Source organism: Burkholderia seminalis, assembly GCF_001718535.1.
In the GTDB taxonomy this organism is placed as follows: Bacteria; Pseudomonadota; Gammaproteobacteria; order Burkholderiales; family Burkholderiaceae; genus Burkholderia; species Burkholderia seminalis.
Genome location: NZ_CP013398.1, coordinates 883,446 through 902,516, shown reverse-complemented (window position 1 = coordinate 902,516; position 19,071 = coordinate 883,446). Strand labels below are relative to the sequence as shown.

At 65.1% G+C, this 19,071-nt stretch carries 21 protein-coding genes; 2 read left to right on the top strand and 19 right to left on the bottom strand.

What is annotated here, in order from left to right; genetic code table 11:
• Positions 1–2: 2 nt before the first annotated feature.
• The 9 genes from WJ12_RS04015 to WJ12_RS36300 all read right to left on the bottom strand — a co-directional run bounded on the left by WJ12_RS04015 (position 3) and on the right by WJ12_RS36300 (position 8,198).
• Positions 3–1,880: a glycosyltransferase family 2 protein gene (locus WJ12_RS04015; protein WP_059557223.1), complete on the bottom strand. Its 1,878-nt coding sequence runs from the start codon at positions 1,878–1,880 to the stop codon at positions 3–5.
• Positions 1,881–1,922: 42 nt separating this feature from the next.
• The gene (locus tag WJ12_RS04010; RefSeq protein WP_034187272.1) at positions 1,923–2,675 is read right to left on the bottom strand and encodes an ABC transporter ATP-binding protein; all 753 of its coding nucleotides are present in this window, start codon (positions 2,673–2,675) and stop codon (positions 1,923–1,925) included.
• 10 nt (positions 2,676–2,685) lie between these two features.
• Positions 2,686–3,468 (bottom strand): ABC transporter permease, encoded by a 783-nt coding sequence (locus WJ12_RS04005; RefSeq protein ID WP_034187271.1) that lies wholly within the window; start codon positions 3,466–3,468, stop codon positions 2,686–2,688.
• Positions 3,469–3,514: 46 nt separating this feature from the next.
• Positions 3,515–4,414, bottom strand: a complete 900-nt coding sequence (locus tag WJ12_RS04000) for a glycosyltransferase family 2 protein (protein WP_082744667.1) — start codon at positions 4,412–4,414, stop codon at positions 3,515–3,517.
• A 1-nt stretch (position 4,415) separates the two neighbouring features.
• Positions 4,416–5,315 (bottom strand): dTDP-4-dehydrorhamnose reductase, encoded by a 900-nt coding sequence (rfbD, locus tag WJ12_RS03995; protein ID WP_059557227.1) that lies wholly within the window; start codon positions 5,313–5,315, stop codon positions 4,416–4,418.
• Positions 5,308–5,859, bottom strand: a complete 552-nt coding sequence (gene rfbC / locus WJ12_RS03990; RefSeq protein WP_011544743.1) for a dTDP-4-dehydrorhamnose 3,5-epimerase — start codon at positions 5,857–5,859, stop codon at positions 5,308–5,310. Before rfbC ends, rfbD begins: the two co-directional genes overlap by 8 nt.
• Positions 5,844–6,737, bottom strand: a complete 894-nt coding sequence (rfbA, locus tag WJ12_RS03985) for a glucose-1-phosphate thymidylyltransferase RfbA (protein ID WP_059557228.1) — start codon at positions 6,735–6,737, stop codon at positions 5,844–5,846. Before rfbA ends, rfbC begins: the two co-directional genes overlap by 16 nt.
• Positions 6,738–6,748: 11 nt before the next feature.
• Positions 6,749–7,810, bottom strand: a complete 1,062-nt coding sequence (gene rfbB, locus WJ12_RS03980) for a dTDP-glucose 4,6-dehydratase (protein ID WP_059557230.1) — start codon at positions 7,808–7,810, stop codon at positions 6,749–6,751.
• Between the two features lie 136 nt (positions 7,811–7,946).
• Complete coding sequence (locus WJ12_RS36300) at positions 7,947–8,198, bottom strand: hypothetical protein (protein WP_167361857.1); 252 nt, start codon at positions 8,196–8,198, stop codon at positions 7,947–7,949.
• Here WJ12_RS36300 and WJ12_RS03975 point away from each other — a divergent pair.
• Entirely contained in the window at positions 8,154–8,993 is an 840-nt protein-coding gene (locus tag WJ12_RS03975; RefSeq protein ID WP_059557232.1) for a symmetrical bis(5'-nucleosyl)-tetraphosphatase, read from the top strand. The genes WJ12_RS36300 and WJ12_RS03975 overlap by 45 nt on opposite strands.
• Positions 8,994–9,025: 32 nt before the next feature.
• Here WJ12_RS03975 and WJ12_RS03970 read toward each other — a convergent pair whose 3' ends face one another.
• The 8 genes from WJ12_RS03970 to WJ12_RS03935 form a co-directional block, all read right to left on the bottom strand.
• Complete coding sequence (locus tag WJ12_RS03970) at positions 9,026–9,883, bottom strand: lysophospholipid acyltransferase family protein (protein ID WP_059557234.1); 858 nt, start codon at positions 9,881–9,883, stop codon at positions 9,026–9,028.
• Between the two features lie 19 nt (positions 9,884–9,902).
• Positions 9,903–11,189 (bottom strand): dihydroorotase, encoded by a 1,287-nt coding sequence (locus WJ12_RS03965; protein WP_034187264.1) that lies wholly within the window; start codon positions 11,187–11,189, stop codon positions 9,903–9,905.
• 52 nt (positions 11,190–11,241) lie between these two features.
• Positions 11,242–12,273 carry an aspartate carbamoyltransferase catalytic subunit gene (locus tag WJ12_RS03960; protein ID WP_006476735.1) on the bottom strand — a complete coding sequence of 344 codons (1,032 nt, stop codon included), beginning with the start codon at positions 12,271–12,273 and terminating at the stop codon, positions 11,242–11,244.
• Between the two features lie 73 nt (positions 12,274–12,346).
• Positions 12,347–12,859, bottom strand: a complete 513-nt coding sequence (gene pyrR / locus WJ12_RS03955) for a bifunctional pyr operon transcriptional regulator/uracil phosphoribosyltransferase PyrR (RefSeq protein ID WP_059557236.1) — start codon at positions 12,857–12,859, stop codon at positions 12,347–12,349.
• Complete coding sequence (gene ruvX / locus WJ12_RS03950; RefSeq protein ID WP_011351144.1) at positions 12,846–13,295, bottom strand: Holliday junction resolvase RuvX; 450 nt, start codon at positions 13,293–13,295, stop codon at positions 12,846–12,848. The genes pyrR and ruvX overlap by 14 nt, the downstream gene beginning before the upstream one ends.
• Positions 13,292–13,870, bottom strand: coding sequence for a YqgE/AlgH family protein (locus WJ12_RS03945; RefSeq protein WP_034187262.1), 579 nt, complete (start codon positions 13,868–13,870; stop codon positions 13,292–13,294). Before WJ12_RS03945 ends, ruvX begins: the two co-directional genes overlap by 4 nt.
• A 182-nt stretch (positions 13,871–14,052) precedes the next feature.
• On the bottom strand, positions 14,053–15,363 hold the full coding sequence (locus WJ12_RS03940) for a FimL-related protein (RefSeq protein WP_059557238.1): 1,311 nt from the start codon (positions 15,361–15,363) through the stop codon (positions 14,053–14,055).
• A gap of 104 nt (positions 15,364–15,467) precedes the next feature.
• Positions 15,468–15,638: a rubredoxin gene (locus tag WJ12_RS03935; protein ID WP_004186709.1), complete on the bottom strand. Its 171-nt coding sequence runs from the start codon at positions 15,636–15,638 to the stop codon at positions 15,468–15,470.
• A 252-nt stretch (positions 15,639–15,890) separates the two neighbouring features.
• Between WJ12_RS03935 and WJ12_RS03930 the strand changes: the two genes are divergently transcribed.
• Positions 15,891–16,757, top strand: coding sequence for a hydroxymethylpyrimidine/phosphomethylpyrimidine kinase (locus WJ12_RS03930; protein ID WP_034187260.1), 867 nt, complete (start codon positions 15,891–15,893; stop codon positions 16,755–16,757).
• Positions 16,758–16,943: 186 nt separating this feature from the next.
• Here WJ12_RS03930 and groL read toward each other — a convergent pair whose 3' ends face one another.
• On the bottom strand, positions 16,944–18,584 hold the full coding sequence (groL, locus tag WJ12_RS03925; RefSeq protein ID WP_021163332.1) for a chaperonin GroEL: 1,641 nt from the start codon (positions 18,582–18,584) through the stop codon (positions 16,944–16,946).
• Between the two features lie 46 nt (positions 18,585–18,630).
• Entirely contained in the window at positions 18,631–18,924 is a 294-nt protein-coding gene (gene groES / locus WJ12_RS03920) for a co-chaperone GroES (RefSeq protein ID WP_004186661.1), read from the bottom strand.
• Positions 18,925–19,071: the final 147 nt, after the last annotated feature.

Genomic DNA, 19,071 nt, shown 5'->3' with positions numbered 1-19,071 from the left:
GCTCAGACGAGCGCGCCCGCCCGTGACGGCCAGGCCAGACCGATATCCTCTTCGTTCAGCGTCAGATTTGGACTGTATGAGGAATCATTCCGCAGCAGTTCTCCCCAGTGCTTTTGCATGTACTCGGTCTCGCGGTCGAATCGGGCCTGTTTGACGGGATCGTCCTCGTAACCACGCGTCGCCGACTCATGGTGATACAGCTCCGCATACGGAGTCCAAACGTTGCGATAGCCGGCCTTTTTCAAGCGGAGACAAAAATCGATATCGTTGAACGCAACGCCCAGATCCTGTTCGTTCATTCCCGCCACTTCACGATAGGCCGCCTTGCGCACGATCATGCATGCAGCGGTCACTGCGGAGAAGGCGCCGATCAGGCTGGCGCGACCGAAGTACCCGAACGATCCGCGAGGAACGTGCTTGTGCACATGTCCCGCCACGCCGCCAAGCCCGAGCACCACGCCGGCATGCTGGACAGTGTCGTTCGGATAGAGCAGTTTCGCGCCCACCGCGCCGACGCCGGGTTGCAATGCAATGCTGACCATTTCCGTCAACCAATCGGGAGAAATCACCTCGATATCGTTGTTGACCAGTCCGATGACCTCACCGCTCGCAACCTCGACGGCCGCATTGCACAATGCCGCGAAATTGAACGGCCGATCGTCGCGCAACACCCGGAAACGCGTGTCATTCTCAAGCGACGCGAGGTAGTTCAGCGTCTCAGGATCGTCCGAACCGTTGTCAACGATGACGATTTCGTAGCTTCCGTACGTCGTCTTGCCAACGATGCTCGCGACGCACTGCCGAATCAGGTTCAGCCCGTTGCGCGTCGGAATGATCAGGCTGACGAGCGGCACCGGATCCGGCATCGCATAACGCGCACGGTAGCCGTTTCCTGCGTACTCCGCCACACCGCGAACGCCCGTTCGCTCGAAGTGGTCGTTGAGTGCCCGCTCGCCGGCCACCACCGCGTAGGGCTTTGCGTCCGTTCCTGACGAGGTGCTTTCCGCGTGGACGCGCCAGTGATACAGCACCCTCGGAATATGATGAATTGCCGCAGCGCCTGCCCGGTCGACACAACGCAGGGCCAGATCATAGTCCTGGGACCCTTCATACCCTTCGCGGAAACCGCCAACCTCGTCGAGCAGGGCTTTTTGAAATACCCCTAGATGACTGAACATATTCTGCGAAAGGAACAGATCGGGATTCCAGTCACACTTGAAGTACGGTTCACGACGCTTGCCCGAGCCATCGATCTTGTCTTCATCAGAATAGATCATCCGAATCGACGGATCGCGCTCTATCGCATCCGCGACGCAATAGAGCGCGTGCTCCGGCAACAGGTCGTCGTGATCGAACAGCGCGACCCACGTGCCCGCCACGAGTTCGAGCGCAGAATTCGATGCGGCCGAAATATGGCCGTTCTTCTGCCGGAACGCGACCTTGATCCGCGGGTCCTGGGAAGCATAACGTTCGAGCAGCGGGCGGATGGCCGGATTCGTCGACACGTCGTCGGCAATGCAGAGTTCCCAATGCGGATAAAGTTGTCCGCGGATGGACTCAATTGCCTCCGCAAGCCACGCGGGATCGGGATTGTAGACGGGCATCACTACCGAAATCAGCGGCGGATTCGAGAAGCCAGCGATTCGCTCGCGAATGGCCACCCGGGTTGCATCGTCAACCTGATCGTAACGGCGCACCCATTCTGCGTAGAGAACCGGGTCGATGACACCCGGAGCGCCCGCGCGCAACCATGCAATCCGGCTCTTGACGCCGGCGACCCCTTCCCGGCGGAAGATGCCGTAAGCCTTGCGCACGACCAGTCGCAATCCACCGTCACCTGCCACCCGGTTCACGAACGAACGTGCTTTGCGCAACTTCATCGGTTCAGCACCCAGCCATACTGGCGTTCGACTTCACAACCATCACTCCCCCACCGACGCAGCATATTGCGATACGACGTCGTCGACCTCTCCGAAAGCACGCACTCGCCCGCGCTCCATCCAGAGCGCCTTGTTGCACACCTTGCGGATTTCCTTGTTCGAGTGCATCGCGAGCACAACGATCTCGGCACGGTCGTGCAGTTCCTCGAGACGGGCCTCGGCCTTGTGCATGAACGACGCATCGCCCACGCCCATGACTTCGTCGAGCAGCAGGATCTCGGCATCGACCGCCGTCGAAACGGCAAAGGCGAGCCGCATCTTCATGCCGCTCGAATAGGTACGGATAGGTAGATCGAGGTAGTCGCCCAATTCGCTGAATTCGGCAATATCGCTCTGCTTTCTGCGAATCTCCGCGTCGGTCATGCCGAGCAGCAGGCCGCGCAACCGGATGTTCTGCATGCCGGTCGAGTTCTCGTCCATACCGAGACTGATGTCGAGCAGCGGCACGGCCTTGCCTACTCGCGACAGCGAGCCGGCCGTCGGAGGATAAATGCCGGCCATCGCGCGCAGCAGCGTCGACTTTCCCGCGCCGTTGTGGCCGATGAGCCCCACGCGATCGCCGCGATCGAAGCGGAAACTCAGATCGTCGAGTGCACGGACGACGATGACGCCGTCATTACCCTCCGCAATCCGGTTACGTCGCCCCATGCGAAGCACCTGCTTCTTCAGCGAGCGGCCCTGGACGTCATAGATCGGCAGATCCAGCGTCACGTTCTTCAGTTCAATGTGTGCCATGTCGCTCCCTTCAGACCCAGTACGGAAGACGTTTCAGATAACGACCGGTCATGAGCAGTGCGATCGGCCATCCAACGATCGCCATGCCGATGGTCACTCCCCACGTCAGCGCGCTCGGCATTTGTCCGATCAGCGGACCGCGAACGACATCGATCAAGTACGCAAGCGGATTCCATTCGACGATGAACGAAAAGCGATTCAGCGCGTCGGGACGAAAGATGATGGGCGTCACATAGAATGCGACCTGAAGCAGCGCACCAATGATTTGCGGAAGGTCGCGAAAACGTGCCGACAACAGACTTGTCAGCATGGCGATCCACATCGCATTCAGCACATACAGAAGCAGCCCAGGAATGAACATCGGCAGCGTCTCCCAGCTCTTGACGCCAAAGATCATCAGAAGACCGATGACGATCACGAAGTTGTGCGCCAGCACGATCAGGTTCCGCCATACGACTTGCAGAATGTAGATCAGCTTCGGCGTGGGCACCTGGCGAATGTAGGCGCCGCTGCTGATATACGCGATGCTCCCTTCCTGGATCGTCTGCGAGAAAAGCCCCCACAGCACGATACTCGATGCGAGAAACGGCAGGTACTCGTTCATCTTTTGTCCGAACAACGTACCGTAGACCACGCCAAGCGACGTAATCATCACGCCCATGCTGATCGTGAGCCAGAACGGTCCGACTCTCGAGCGGGCATAGCGCTGCCGGATTTCGAGCCAGCCCAGCAGCGTCCACAACCGCCACGAGGCAATGCTCTGTTTGAGGTCAGCAAGTGAAAGAGTCAGCATGCAAGCTTTCTAGTTGAATGAGATTGAAAAATGGGGTGCCGGCGCGTCAAAGCGCCCCGGTACGACCGGTCAGTCCGTGCCAGATCCCGAGCAACGACAGCCGCAGGTGCGCGAAGCGAGGCTGCATGAACAGCGCATAGATCGCGAGCCGGACCGGCATCTTGACGAGTTCCGTCGACTTCCAGCTCCACGGAACATAAGCGCGCCGGATCAGCGCGATCGCGTTGCGGAACAGATAGTAATGCCGAACCGGGCCGTGTCCGGGATAGCTTCGCCCGAACACCTTGACCGGTTCGCCGCCCAATTCGTGCGTCAGCCGCAACGCTGGCGCGCCGAGCACCGAATATCCCATCGAGCGAGCGCGGACACACCATTCGAGATCGACGAAGTCGATGAACAACGAGTCGTCCATCGGACCGATGTCGCGCCACACATCGAGATTCACGCACGACCCCGACGTGATCAGAAAGTCGACTTCGACCGGCTGCACACCCTCCGGCTGAACCCGGCGCAGCTTCACGTACCCGAATCGAACGAACGGCGCGACACCGCCCAGCCGTGCGTCCTCGTACGCGGGGCCAACGAGTGCCACGCGACGATTGCGCATGCGCTCGGTCGCCATTGTCCGAGGCAGTTCGATCAGCAGTTCGTCCGATGGCTCGCTATCCTGATCGAACAGCAATACCGACGTACAGTTCGCCGCAGCCAGGCGTTCGATGCCCTGGTTGAGCGCAGTCGCGATCCCAAGATTGGCGCCGTTCGCGACATAGTCGATACGCGCGTCGAGCCCGAGCGCGCCCGGCGCACTGATGCTCTCCGTGTTGTCCACCACCACGCAGGGCCATACTTGGGCGAGCCGATTCGCGCGAGCCACGCAACCGCTATCTGGTCGATAGAACACGATGACGACACCGGCCCGCTCCTGAACCGCGGAATTCTGATTCAAGTTACTCACTCAGGCACAGCTTCAATGCATCGGCCCAGTCCGGCAACCGCAGCCCGAATGCTTCGGTCAGCTTGTCGTGCGACAGTCGCGAATTGGACGGACGCTTGGCGGGAACCGGGTAGTCGCTCGCCGGAATCGGCAACACCTTCGGCGCACGCTCGCCCATCGCGTGGGCGAAGATTGCCTCGGCAAACCCGTGCCACGACGTCGCGCCTGCCGACGTGAAGTGATAAACGCCGGAACGCTGCGCCCACCAGTCCGCGTCATCGGCCGCCAACGCCTGCGTGACGATGTGCGAGGTCGCGGTGGCGATCGTCTTCGACCACGTCGGCGCGCCAACCTGATCCGCGACGACGCGCAGTTCCGGACGCTCGCTGCCGAGCTTCAGCATCGTCAGCAGGAAGTTCTTGCCGCGACGGCCGTACACCCAGCTCGTCCGCAGAATCAAGTGCGCGCAACCCGTCGCCGCGATGGCCTGCTCGCCCTCAAGCTTGGTCAGCCCGTACACGTTCTGCGGATTGGTCGCATCCGTTTCGACGTAGGCACCGTCTTTGGTCCCGTCGAACACGTAGTCGGTCGAATAATGAACCAGCGCTGCGCCGAGACGCGCCGCCTCCTCCGCAAAAGCGCGCGGAACTTCGGCATTCAGCCGGCGCGCGGCGTCAACGTCCGTCTCGGCCTTGTCGACCGCCGTATACGCGGCCGGATTCACGATGATCGACGGCTTCAGCCCGCGTACGACACTGCGTACCCGATCGAGATCGGACAGGTCGAGCATCGAGCGGTCGCACGCCACCACACGGCCGAGGCCTTGCAGCGAGCGCAGCAGTTCGAACCCGACCTGGCCATTCACACCCGTCACGAGGATCGTCGGCTCTGGAGTCACACCCACCTCACGCATAAACTTCGGCTTCGCTCAAACGCTTGCCGGCTGCGTCCTTCGCCGCCAGCAGCGGCTCGAAATCGATCGGCCACTCGATCCCGATCTCCGGGTCGTTCCACACGATGCTGCGCTCGTGTTCCGGAAACCAGTAGTCGGTCGTCTTGTAGAGGAACTGCGCGGCCTCCGACAGCACGACGAAGCCGTGTGCGAAACCGGGCGGCACCCACAGCTGCCGATGGTTGTCGTTCGACAGGACAACCCCTACCCACTTGCCGAAGTTCGGCGAATCCTTGCGAATGTCGACGGCCACGTCGAACACTTCGCCCTCGACCACGCGAACGAGCTTGCCCTGCGCGTGCTGGATCTGATAGTGCAGCCCGCGCAGCACGCCCTTCGACGAGCGCGAGTGGTTGTCCTGCACGAATTCGACGCCAGGTGCGACCTGCTCGGCGAATTCCTTCCCGTTGAAGCTTTCGTAGAAGAACCCGCGCGCGTCGCCGAACACCTTCGGCTCGATGATCTTGACTTCGGGCAGCGCCGTCGCCGTTACTTGGATGGCCATGCGACTTGATCCGTGAGAATGTTCTTGAGGTACTGACCGTATGCGTTCTTAGCCAGCGGCTGCGCCAGCTTCAGCACTTGCTCCGCATCGATCCAGTCGCGGCGATAGGCGATTTCTTCCGGACATGCGACGACGAGACCCTGCCGCTTCTGCAACGTCGCGATGAAGCTGGCCGCCTCGATCAGCGAATCGTGCGTGCCGGTATCGAGCCACGCATAACCGCGCCCCATGATCTCGACGTTCAGCGCACCGCTGTCGAGATAGCGCGAGTTGACGTCGGTAATTTCCAACTCGCCGCGCGGCGATGGCTTGATGTCGGCCGCGATGTCGCATACGCGGTTGTCGTAGAAATACAGGCCCGTCACTGCGTAGTTCGAACGCGGCTTCGCCGGCTTTTCCTCGATCGACAGCGCACGGAACGACTTGTCGAATTCGACGACGCCGTAACGCTCCGGGTCATGCACGTGATACGCAAACACGGTCGCGCCAGTTTCCTGTGCATGCGCGCGCTCCAGCTGCTTCGCCAGATCGTGCCCGTAGAAGATGTTGTCGCCGAGAATCAGCGCGGACGGATCGTTGCCGACGAACGCCTTGCCGATGATGAACGCCTGCGCGAGACCGTCGGGCGACGGCTGCACCGCGTACTGGATGTTCATCCCCCACTGGCTGCCGTCGCCGAGCATCGCTTCAAAGCGCGGCGTGTCCTGCGGCGTGGAGATGATCAATACGTCGCGAATGCCCGCGATCATCAACGTCGACAGCGGGTAGTAGATCATCGGCTTGTCGTACACCGGCAGCAGCTGCTTGGAGACGACGTGCGTGATCGGATACAGCCGCGTGCCGGAACCGCCGGCGAGAATGATGCCTTTACGTGCCATCGCTTCTCTCCTCAGTTGCGTTTCGCGTAGTTCGTTTCGACCCACTTGCGGTACTCGCCCGATGCGACCTCGTCGACCCAGACCTGATTGTCGAGATACCAGTCGACCGTCTTCGCCAGGCCGGTCTCGAACGTTTCCGCAGGCTTCCAGCCGAGCTCGCGTTCGAGCTTGCGCGCATCGATCGCGTAGCGGCGATCGTGACCGGGCCGGTCCGTCACATAGGTGATCTGGTCGCGGTACGAACCCGCTGCCTTCGGACGAGCCTTGTCGAGCAGGTCGCACAGCGTATGCACGACTTCGAGGTTCTTCTTCTCGTTCCAGCCGCCAACGTTGTACGTCTCGCCAGGCACGCCGCGTGCGAGCACTTCGCGGATCGCGCTGCAGTGATCGCCGACGTACAGCCAATCGCGCACGTTCTGGCCGTCGCCATATACCGGCAGCGGCTTGCCCGCGAGCGCGTTCGCGATCATCAGCGGAATCAGCTTCTCGGGGAACTGATACGGGCCGTAGTTGTTCGAACAGTTCGTCGTCAGCACCGGCAGGCCGTACGTATGATGATATGCACGCACCAGATGGTCGGAACCCGCCTTCGTCGCCGAATACGGGCTGTTCGGCGCGTACGGCGTCGTTTCGGAGAATTGCGGGTCGGTGGCCGACAGCGAACCGAACACCTCGTCGGTCGACACGTGCAGGAAGCGGAACGCAGCCTTGTCGGCGTCGTTCAGTCCGTTCCAGTACTGGCGGGTCGCCTCGAGCAGCGTGAACGTGCCGACGACGTTGGTCTGCACGAAGTCCGCGGGGCCGTGGATCGAGCGATCGACGTGGCTTTCCGCGGCGAAGTGCAGTACCGCACGGGGCTTGTGCTCGGCGAGGAGCGCATCGAGTGCGTCACGGTCGCAGATGTCGACGCGCGCAAACACGTGCTTCGGGTTCCCGTCCAGCGACTGCAGCGTGCGCAGGTTCCCTGCGTACGTCAGCTTGTCAACGTTGAGCACGGCTTCGTCGGATGCGCGCAGCCAGTCGAGTACAAAATTGGCACCGATAAAACCCGCGCCGCCCGTAACCAGGATCATGAGGCTCCCTCAAATAATGTGTGGCAGGCGTCATCAGGCGCCGGCCACATCAGATTCGCAAATGCTAGTAACTTGTGATTGCTACGTCAGACCGGGAATTTTAACCGGTCGACATGGCCTCCAAAGTCATGAAATGCTAATTTTGTTGGGGAAAATGATAATTATAGGGAGCCGCCCCCTGCAAAAGCCATGCCGCTAACAACTTGATACAGCGCTTCGAACCCTTTCCGAGCATGAAATTTCTTGCCAAATCAACCCGCCGTCGCAGAATGTAAATTGCGCCACGCTGCATTGATTGGATGATTTTTCCCGCGTTATCGATACACGCAAAATCCGCCGCCCCATGACCCTCCCCCCCATCGCCATCGGCGACATCCAAGGCTGTCATTCCGCTTTCCGGTCGCTGCTCGACAAGCTTTCGCCGCCAGCCGACACGCCGCTGTGGATCGCCGGCGACGTCGTCAACCGCGGACCCGGATCGCTTGCCGCACTACGTGCGGTCGTGGACCTCGGCCCACGCGCGACCGTCGTGCTCGGCAATCACGACCTCCACCTGCTCGCGGTCTCCGCCGGGCTGCGCACCGAGCGCCCGGGCGACACGATCGGCGAGATCCTCGACGCGCCGGATGCCGATGCGCTGCTCGACTGGGTCCGCCACCGCCCGTTCGTCCATGCGGAGGACGGAATGCTGCTCGTGCATGCGGGCGTACTGCCGCAATGGGACACCACGCTCGCGCTCGAACTCGCGGACGAACTGCAGCGTGCGCTGCGCGCGCCCGACTGGCGCGACACGCTGCAAGGCCTGTACGGCAACGAGCCGAATCAATGGAGTCCGAACCTGAAGAAGCGGGACCGGATGCGCGTCGCCTTCAACGCGTTCACGCGCGTACGCTTCTGCACGCCCGACGGCGCCATGGAATTCAAGGCGAACGGCGGCCCGGACAGCGCGCCGCCCGGCTACCTGCCGTGGTTCGACGTACCAGGGCGCCGCACGGAGGACGTGACGGTCGTGTTCGGGCACTGGGCCGCGCTTGGCCTGACGCTGCGCGACAACGTCGTCGCGCTCGATTCGGGATGCGTATGGGGGAACCAGTTGTCGGCCGTCAGGCTGACGGCCGACCCCGCGCAGCGTACGGTCACGCAGGTGCAGTGCGAAGCGTGCCGCTCACCGGGCGGCGAGTAACGACACGCCGATTCGCGCAAACGGGGTGCGCGTCAACCCTCGCGCCCCGGCACCGGCTCATCGGCCGCCGCATCGGCTGCCGCCCCGCCACCGAGCTCGGTCGCCGGATACGCATGCTTCTGCAACTCCGCGAGCGCCTCGGCCGACGGCTTGCCGACCGTCTCCTGCAACGTCGCCAGCGCGGCCGCGATCGCATCGCGCGCCGCCGCGGACGTCGCCCGCCGGTCGCCGCCCGGCGCGATCGGATCGCACACGTACAGATGCGCGACGAGCGGCCCGCCACGCAGCACCATGTCGAGCGACTTGCCGAGCGACAGGTCGCCCGTGTAGGCCGGCGCGACCGACTGACGCCCTTGCGCATCCTCGTACATCAGACAGATCGGCTGCACCGCGCAGCCGGCCGATACCGCGGCCTGGAACAGGTTCGCATGGAACGGCAGCAGCGCCTGGCCGTCGGACGTCGTCCCTTCCGGAAACACGCACATCACACCGCCGTTGCGCAACCGTTCCGCCATCTCGTGCATCACCCGCATTGCCTCGGTGCGCTTCTCGCGCTGCAGAAACACGGTGTCGAGCTTCTCGGCCAACCAACCGACCACCGGCCACTGCCGCACCTCGGCCTTCGACACGAACGGCGTCGGCCGCCACGCGTTGACGGTGTAGATGTCGAGCCACGACACATGGTTGCCGACGACGAGCGCACCCGCGTCGAGGCGCGCCGCGTCGTTGTGGACGACGACGCGCATCCCGCAGATCCGCAGCATCTTGACCGACCAGCGACGTATCAGCTCGGCGCGACGCGCGGGCGTGACATGCGAAAAACGCAGCGCGACGATCGCCATGCCGCGCAACAGGTGAAAAACGAGACGCAGCTTGCGAAAGGCGGTCATGGCGAGGATCCGGCGTGGTTCAGTGGCGCTCGAATGCGACCTGCCCGGACACGAGCGTCGCGCGCACGGTGGCCGGCAGTTCGTAGCCGAGGAACGGCGAGTTGTGGCCCTGGCTCTTCAGCGCGCGCGGTTCGACGCGCCAGTGCGCGCGCGGATCGAACACGCACAGATCGGCCGCGCCGCCTTCGGCAAGGCGACCTGCCGGCAGCTGCAGCACGTCGGCCGGCGCGGACGTGATGCGGCGCAGCGCCTGCGCAAGCGGCGTACGCGTCTCGTCCGCCCACTTCAGCGTCAGCGACAGCAGCAGCTCGAGGCCCGTCGCGCCGGGCGTCGCTTCGCCGAACGGCAGCAGCTTCTCGTCGTCGTCGACCGGCGTGTGGTCGGAGCAGATCGCATCGATCGTGCCGTCGGCGAGCGCCACACGGATCGCCTCGCGGTCGCGCTCGCCGCGCAGCGGCGGATCGAGCCGGAACTGCGAGTCGAAGTAGCCGATGTCGACGTCGATCAGGTGCAGATGGTTCACGCCGACGTCGCAGGTCACGGGCAGCCCTTCCGCCTTCGCCGCGCGCACGAGCGCGAGGCCGGCCGCGGACGACAGCCGCGCGAGGTGCACGCGCGCGCCCGTCACGCGCATCAGCTCGAAGATCGTGTGCAGCGCGATCGTCTCGGCCGCGACCGGCACGCCGGACAAGCCGAGCCGCGACGCGAGTGCGCCGCTCGCGGCCACGCCGCCGCGGCCGATGAACGCGTCGAGCGGACGCAGCCACGTCGTGTAGCCGTAGGTGCTCGCGTACTGCAGCGCGCGCAGCAGCACCTGCGTGTCGCGCACCGGCACGTTCGCATGCGTGAAGCCGACGCAGCCGGACTCGGTCAGCGCGACCATCTCGGTGATCACTTCACCCTTGAGGCCGACGGTCAGCGCGCCCAGCGGGTGCACGTTCGCCTGGTGCAGGTTGCGCGCGCGGAACTTGAGCATCTCGACGAGGCCCGGCTCGTCGAGCACGGGGTCGGTATCCGGCGGGCACACGAGCGTCGTGACGCCGCCCGCGACGGCCGCGGCCATCTCGGACGCGAGCGTCGCCTTGTGTTCGTAGCCGGGCTCGCGCAGCCGCGCGCACAGGTCGACGAGGCCGGGCGCGACGATCAGGCCCGACGCGTCGATGGTCTTCGCGGCGTTGAAATCGGCTGGCGCCTTGCCGTCCTCGGCGATCGCGACGATCTTGCCGGCCGCGACGAATACGTCGGCCTGCCGCTCGGTGCCGGCGACCGGATCGATCAGCGTGCCGCCTTTGATATGAATCTTCATGCGCTGTCAGTGAATGCGTTGATTGCGTGAATAAGGAGGCGCGAAAGCGGGCTCAGTCGCTGTTGCCGGCAACGATGCCCATCACCGCCATCCGCACGGCGATGCCGAACGTGACCTGGTTGAGGATCACCGACTGCGGGCCGTCGGCGACCTGCGAATCGATCTCGACGCCGCGGTTCATCGGGCCCGGGTGCATCACGATCGCGTCGGGCGCGGCGAGCGCGAGGCGCTCGGGCGTCAGGCCCCACGTCTTGAAGTACTCCTGCGCGGACGGCAGCAGCGCGCCGCTCATCCGTTCGTTCTGCAGGCGCAGCATGATGATCACGTCGACGCCCTTCAGCCCTTCGTCGAGGTTGTGGAACACCTTCACGCCCATCTGCTCGAGCCCGCCCGGCAGCAGCGTGCGCGGCCCGATCGCGCGCACTTCCGGCACGCCGAGCGTGGTGAGCGCATGGATGTCGGAGCGCGCGACGCGCGAATGCAGGATGTCGCCGACGATCGCCACGCGCAGCTTCGTGAAGTCGCGCTTGTAGTGACGGATCGTGTACATGTCGAGCAGGCCCTGCGTCGGGTGCGCGTGGCGGCCGTCGCCGGCGTTGATCACGTGCACGTGCGGCGCGCAGTGCTCGGCGATCAGGTACGGTGCGCCGCTCGACGCATGGCGCACGACGAACAGGTCGGCATGCATCGCCGACAGGTTGTTGATCGTGTCGAGCAGCGATTCGCCCTTGCTCGTCGACGACGCGTTGATGTTCAGGTTCAGCACGTCGGCCGACAGGCGCGTCGCGGCGATCTCGAAGGTCGTGCGCGTGCGCGTCGAGTTCTCGAAGAACAGGTTGAAGACGGACTTGCCGCGCAGGAGCGGCACCTTCTTCACTTCCCGGTCCGTCACGCTGACGAACTGCTCGGCCGTATCGAGGATATGGTTGACGATCGAGCGCGGCAGGCCCTCGATCGACAGCAGGTGCTTCAGCTCGCCGTTTTTCGTGAGCTGCGGGTTGCCCTTCAGGAACCCGTAGCGGAACCGGTCGGGGCTCGCGGCCGCGGCGGGATTGCCGGTGCGGCCAGTGGTGTCGGTGGTCATGGTGTGCGTGATTCCAACTATGCAAACGGGCCGCGGTGCAAACCAGCGGCCCGGGATACGGTTCGCGTGTCGTTCAGGCGCCGTGCGGATCGACGCGCAGCGTGAACCGCGCGTCGTCACGCGCGAGCACGAGCGTCGCGCCGGCCGGCACGTCGAGCGTGCCGCCCGCGAAGCGTGCGACGACCGGCAACTCGCGGCCGCCGCGATCGGCCAGCACCGCGAGCTCGACCGCGGCCGGACGGCCGTAGTCGAACAGCTCGTTGAGCGCCGCGCGCACGGTGCGCCCGGTGTACAGCACGTCGTCGACGAGCACGATGCGCGCGCCGTCGATCTCGAACGGCAGCGATGTCGGGCTGGCCTGGCTGTGGAGCCCCTTCTTCGCGTAGTCGTCGCGATGCAGCGCGACGTTCACGACGCCGAAGGCCGGCGCGCCGAGATCGCGTGCGAGACGCTCGGCCAGCCATGCGCCGCCGCTGTGAATGCCGGCGAGCCGCGGGCCGCCCGGTTCGGCGAACGCCGTGCCGTACGCGGCGCGGATCTGGTCGAGCAGGACGCGGTAAAGCGCCTCGGCATCAATGGTGCTCATGATCGGACAATTGATCGAGATACTGTTGAAGAATGACGCGGGCGGCCTCGGCATCGAGCATCTCCGCGCGGGCGCGGCCGCGCACGTTGCGCTCGCGCAGCCCGGCCTCGGCCTCGACCGACGAATAACGCTCGTCGACCCACGTGACGGGCAGCCCGAAGCGGCCGTTCAGCTGGTTGCCGAAGCGCTTCGCCTGCTGCGTCATGTCGTGCGGCGTGCCGTCCGGATGCATCGGCAGGCCGACGACGAGCGCGTCCGGCCGCCATTCGGCCAGCAGGTCGCCGACCGCCTTGAAACGGTGTTCGCGATTCAGGTTCTGGATCACGACGAGTGCACGGGCCGAGCGCGTCAGCGCGTTGCCGACCGCGACGCCGATCCGTTTTTCGCCGTAGTCGAACGCCAGGAGCGTCGCATCGCGCGCGCTCGCGCCGCTCATGCGTGCCCTGCTTCGCCGGACAACATCGACGAGCTGACGCCGAGCAGGCCGAGGGCGGCTTCGAAGCGCTCTTCGGCCGGCGTGTCGAACACGATGCGCGGATCGGCGGCCACGGTCAGCCACCCGTTGCGGGAAATTTCTTCCTCGAGCTGCCCCGCGCCCCAGCCGGCATGGCCGAGCGTCAGCAGGAAGCGTTTCGGGCCGGTGCCCGTCGCGACCGCCTCGAGCACGTCCTTCGACGTCGTCATCTCCAGCCCGCCGTCGACGGACATCGACGAGTTGTAGTTCGCGCCCTCGACCGGCTCGTGCAGCACGAAGCCGCGCTCGGTCTGGACCGGGCCGCCGAAGTACACGGGAATGTGCAGCAGCGGCTCGATGTCGAGCTTCAGGTCGATACGGTTGAACAGCGATTCGAGATCGATGTCGGTAGGACGATTGATGACGAGGCCGAGCGCACCGCGCTCGCTGTGATCGCAAAGATAGACCACCGTTCCCGAGAACGTCGGATCGGCCATGTTGGGCATGGCGATCAGGAACTGGTTGGTGAGATTGATGCGATCGGAAGGCTTTGACATGGTTTGAATTTTAGCAAAGACGCCGCGACCTGACCGGGCCGCGATCAACAAGCAACGCCGCGCCACGCTGGCAACGACGCGCGCGGATCACACGGCACTCTAACACGCGCGCGGGTGCTGTCGGCAGCGTGTTGCAGGCCCGCGCGACAAGGGGCGCCGCCATCTGCCCGTCCCCTCGTTCGTCAGGTCCGGCCGAGCGCCGTGCCGAGCGCGCCGGATGCCGCGGTGAGGTCCGGCGGCGCGACGCCGGCCGCGATCTTCAGCAGCGCCGCGCGCAGCATGTCGGACGCGTGGCCGTGCGCGTCGAGGCCGCCGTCCGCGAGCGGCATGCCGTGGGCGGCACGGCGCCATGCGAGGCCGAGCGTATCGGCCAGCAGTGCCGCGTGGCCGAGCCCGAGCGCGCACGCGGCCGTCCCGACCCGGTAGGCGGCGCCGGACGCGTGCCAGGCGGCGCCTGCGTCGGCTCGGGCCGGATCGGCGGCGAGGTCGGCCATCGACGCATCGGCCGTCTGCAGGAAATCCTCGTACGCATGCGCGTTGACGGTCACGACGCCGAGCGCGCGGGTCGGCGCGACGGCGACCGCATCGTGCTCGGCCCGCGCGGCATCGGCTTCCCACAACGCCTCGGACGCCGGCGTGCCGGCGACGTGCCAGTCGACCGTCAGCCCGTAGTCGTGCAGCACCTCGACGAGCGCGACGTCCTCGGCCGCGGCGCCGAACAGCGCGAAATCGCGCCACAGCAGCGCCACCGTCTCGCGCACGAGCTCGGGCGGCGCGCTGCGCCGGCCCCGCACCTGTTCGGCGAGCAGCAGGTTGGTCCGCGCGAGAAAGCGTTTCAGCTCGGGCGCGCCGCTTGCGCGCAGCGCGCGCAGCGCGCGCAGGCACGCGTTCGCGAGCCGCCAGAAATCGTACGGCCCGTCGTCGGCGAGCGCGACCTGCATCGCATCGAGTTCGTCCAGCGCCGCGTCGGGCGCGCCGCGCTCTACGCGCAGCAGCCCGAGCAGCGCCTGCTCGTAGCGGGCGCGGATCCGGGCCGCTAACGCGTCGGGCAGCGCGCGCAACGTGGCCGGCGGCACCGCGCGGCCGACCAGCGCGAGCGCGTCGGGCGGCGCGCTGGCACGCAGGTCGGCGGCGCTTTGCGCGCGCAGTGCACGGAAATGGTCGAGGAGAACGGGCGAGCACGCGAGCTCGCGCAGGTTGTGACGCCCGACGGCCGCGCGGAAGTCGCGCAGCGCGCCACGCCAGCCGGCCGACGTCGGCTCGGCGGCGACCAGCGGCGCGGCGGCCGCCAGTTGCCCGGCGAACCGCGCGGCCGGCAGCCAGCCGGCTTCCGCCAGCACCGCCGCGGCGGCGGACAGCGGCGCAGCCGCATCGTCGTGCCGCCCGAATGCGTCGGCGGCCGCCGCAAGCCATGCGTCGGCCGCGCGCACGGCCCCGCCGCGCGGGTTGGGCAGTGCGTCAGGGTGGGGAACGTTCGCCGGATCGGACGTCATGGACACGCGCGCCTGTCATCGTCAAGTCGCTCGCCCGAACCGCGGCGCGCGAGCGCCGGGCCGATGCGAGGCCGGAGCGGAGTGTCCGTGGGCCAGCGGTCCGATCAGATCTGGACCATCTCGAAGTCTTCCTTGCGAGCGCCGCATTCGGGGCACGTCCAGTTGATCGGGACGTCTTCCCAGCGCGTGCCCGGGGCAATGCCCTCTTCCGGCAGCCCGGCTTCTTCGTCGTAAATCCAGCCACAAATCAGGCACATCCAGCTCTTGTATTCCATCTTAGCCGCGTCGGGAAAAGTCGGTAAATTCGGGAGCCATGATGGTACCGTGTCGGGGCCGGACTGCCTAGCAATCGCGCTGGAGGACGGCGACTACGTTGCGCTGCGCTAAAAAATCCGTCGTGCGGGCCGGATTCCACCGCATAATGGCTGAAAAGTGCGGCCTGCCGGGCAACACAGGGCCGAAAACGGCCACTCGCCTCGCGGTCCGCATCTCCGTCGCTTTCCGTTTTTCTCTTGCCCCATTTTTACATGTCCAGCAACGCCCCTCCGATCGTCCTCACCTTCGGCCTGTCCGATCCCACCGGCGGCTCCGGCCTCCAAGCCGATCTGATGACCCTGGCGAGCATGGGCTGTCACGGCGTGTCCGTCCTGACGGGCTACACCGTGCGCGACTCCGCCGCCTGCGACGAAGTGACCGGCCTCGACCCCGAAGTCGTCGCCGCCCAGGCGCGCATGCTGCTCGAGGACATGCCGGTCGCCGCGTTCAAGATCGGCGCGGCAACGCGCGCGGAAGTCGTCAGTGCGATCGCCGAGGTCGTCGCCGACTACGACGGCGTGCCGCTCGTGCTCGCGCCGGATTTCACGCTCGACGACGAGCACGTGCTCGCGGCCGACGACCTGCGCGAGTCGATCGCCGACCTGCTGGCGCCGCAAACCACGCTGCTGGTCGCCGATCACGCCACGCTGATCGCGCTCGCGCAGCCGGACGGCGACGCCGAGGCGCCGAATCTCGACGCCGCCGTGTCGCACCTGCTGTCGCAGGGCTGCGAGTACATCCTGTCGTCGGAGACGGGCTCGCACCGGCTCGTCAACACGCTGTACGGCGAGGAAGGCCAGCTTCGCGAGGACATGTGGGATCGCTCGCCGCACCGGCTGATGGGCATCACCGATACACTAGGCGCGGCCATCGCGGCGCTGCTCGCGAACGGCCAGGAACCACCCGAAGCGGTGCGCGAGGCGCAGGAGTACCTGTACCAGGCCGTGCGCGACGCGTTCCGGCCCGGCATGGGCGCCTACCTGCCCGACCGGTTCTTCTGGGCGCGCAGCAATGAAGAATCGGATACGCCGCCGGCCGTGAAGGCCGATCCGGTATCGCGGACGTCGCACCGGCATTGACGCGGGCACGGCGGGCATGCCCCGCCGTCGCACCTGCCGCGCCGCTGCGGGCACAACACTTCCGGCCGCCCCGCACGCACATCAAGATCCTCGCACCAATAAAAAAAGACCCGCATCGCTGCGGGTCTTTTCTTTTGGCTGGAACGCGCATCGCTGCGCGTTCCGGACACCATCGACCGAGGTCGATTACATGTCCATGCCCATGCCGCCCATGCCGCCCGGCATGCCGCCCGGCATCGGTGCGTCTTCCTTCGGCAGTTCTGCGACAGCTGCGTCCGTCGTCAGCAGCAGGCCAGCAACCGACGCTGCGTTCTGCAGTGCGGTGCGCGTGACCTTGGTCGGGTCGACGACGCCGGCTTCAACCATGTCGACGTACTCGCCCGTTGCTGCGTTGTAGCCGTAGTTGCCCGTACCTGCAGCAACGGCCGCCACCACGACGCTGGCTTCTTCGCCGCCGTTCGTGACGATCTGGCGCAGCGGCTCTTCCATCGCGCGCAGCACGATCTTGATGCCGGCGTTCTGGTCGGCGTTCGCGCCGGTCAGGCCTGCGATCGCGGTGCGAGCGCGGATCAGCGCAACGCCGCCACCTGCCACGATGCCTTCTTCCACAGCTGCGCGCGTTGCGTGCAGTGCGTCTTCGACACGTGCCTTCTTTTCCTTCATTTCGACTTCGGTCGCAGCACCGACCTTGATCACTGCAACACCGCCGGCCAGCTTGGCCACGCGCTCTTGCAGCTTTTCACGGTCGTAGTCCGACGTCGCTTCTTCGATTTGCGCGCGCACTTGCTTCACGCGTGCTTCGATGTTCACGGCTTCGCCTGCGCCGTCGATGATCGTCGTGTTTTCCTTGCCCACTTCGATGCGCTTCGCCTGGCCCAGTTCTGCCAGCGTTGCCTTCTCGAGCGTCAGGCCGGTTTCTTCGGCGATCACCTGGCCGCCCGTCAGGATCGCGATGTCTTCCAGCATCGCCTTGCGACGATCGCCGAAGCCAGGCGCCTTGACCGCAACGGTCTTCAGGATGCCGCGGATGTTGTTCACGACCAGCGTTGCGAGCGCTTCACCTTCGATGTCTTCGGCGATGATCAGCAGCGGACGGCCAGCCTTCGCGACTTGCTCGAGCACCGGCAGCAGATCACGGATGTTCGACACCTTCTTGTCGTGCAGCAGCACGAACGGGTTGTCGAGGACGGCGACTTGCTTTTCCGGGTTGTTGATGAAGTACGGCGACAGGTAGCCGCGGTCGAATTGCATGCCTTCGACGACGTCGAGTTCGTCAGCCAGCGACTTGCCGTCTTCGACGGTGATGACGCCTTCCTTGCCGACCTTGTCCATCGCTTCAGCGATGCGATCGCCGATCGACGTGTCGCTGTTCGCCGAGATCGAGCCGACCTGTGCGATTTCCTTGTTCGTCGTGCACGGCTTGCTGATCTTCTTCAGCTCGTCGACAGCCGCTGCGACTGCCTTGTCGATACCGCGCTTCAGGTCCATCGGGTTCATGCCCGATGCGACGTACTTCATGCCTTCGCGAACGATCGATTGCGCGAGGACGGTTGCCGTCGTCGTGCCGTCGCCTGCGTTGTCGCTGGTCTTGGAAGCGACTTCCTTGACCATTTGCGCGCCCATGTTCTGGAGCTTGTCCTTCAGCTCGATTTCCTTCGCGACCGACACACCGTCCTTGGTGACCGTCGGGCCGCCGAAGCTGCGCTCGAGCACCACGTTGCGGCCCTTCGGACCCAGCGTGACCTTGACTGCGTTGGCGAGAATGTTCACGCCTTCGACCATCTTCGAACGGGCGGAATCGCCGAATACGACGTCTTTAGCTGCCATCTTCTAACTCCTTGAATTCTTGGGAATATGTACCGTCGGAGGACGCTTACTTCGCGTTGACCACGGCCATGATGTCTTCTTCGCGCATGACCAGCAGTTCCTGGCCGTCGACCTTCACGGTCTGGCCTGCGTACTTGCCGAACAGGACGCGATCGCCGACCTTCACGTCGAGCGCGATCGGTGCGCCCTTGTCGTCGCGCTTGCCCGGGCCGATGGCCAGGACTTCGCCCTGGTCCGGCTTTTCAGCAGCGGCGTCGGGGATGACGATGCCCGAGGCGGTCTTGGTTTCCTGATCCAGGCGCTTGACGATCACGCGATCGTGCAAAGGACGAAGGTTCATATTCACTCCTCTCTTGACTGAGATTGAAGAACGCTTAGGGAATCTGCCCGGCTTGTCGCCCGGCAGAGAATTGTTAGCACTCTCGTGCAGCGAGTGCTAATTATATGGACGGGTTTTGACAAATTCAAGAAGGGAAACCGGACGAAT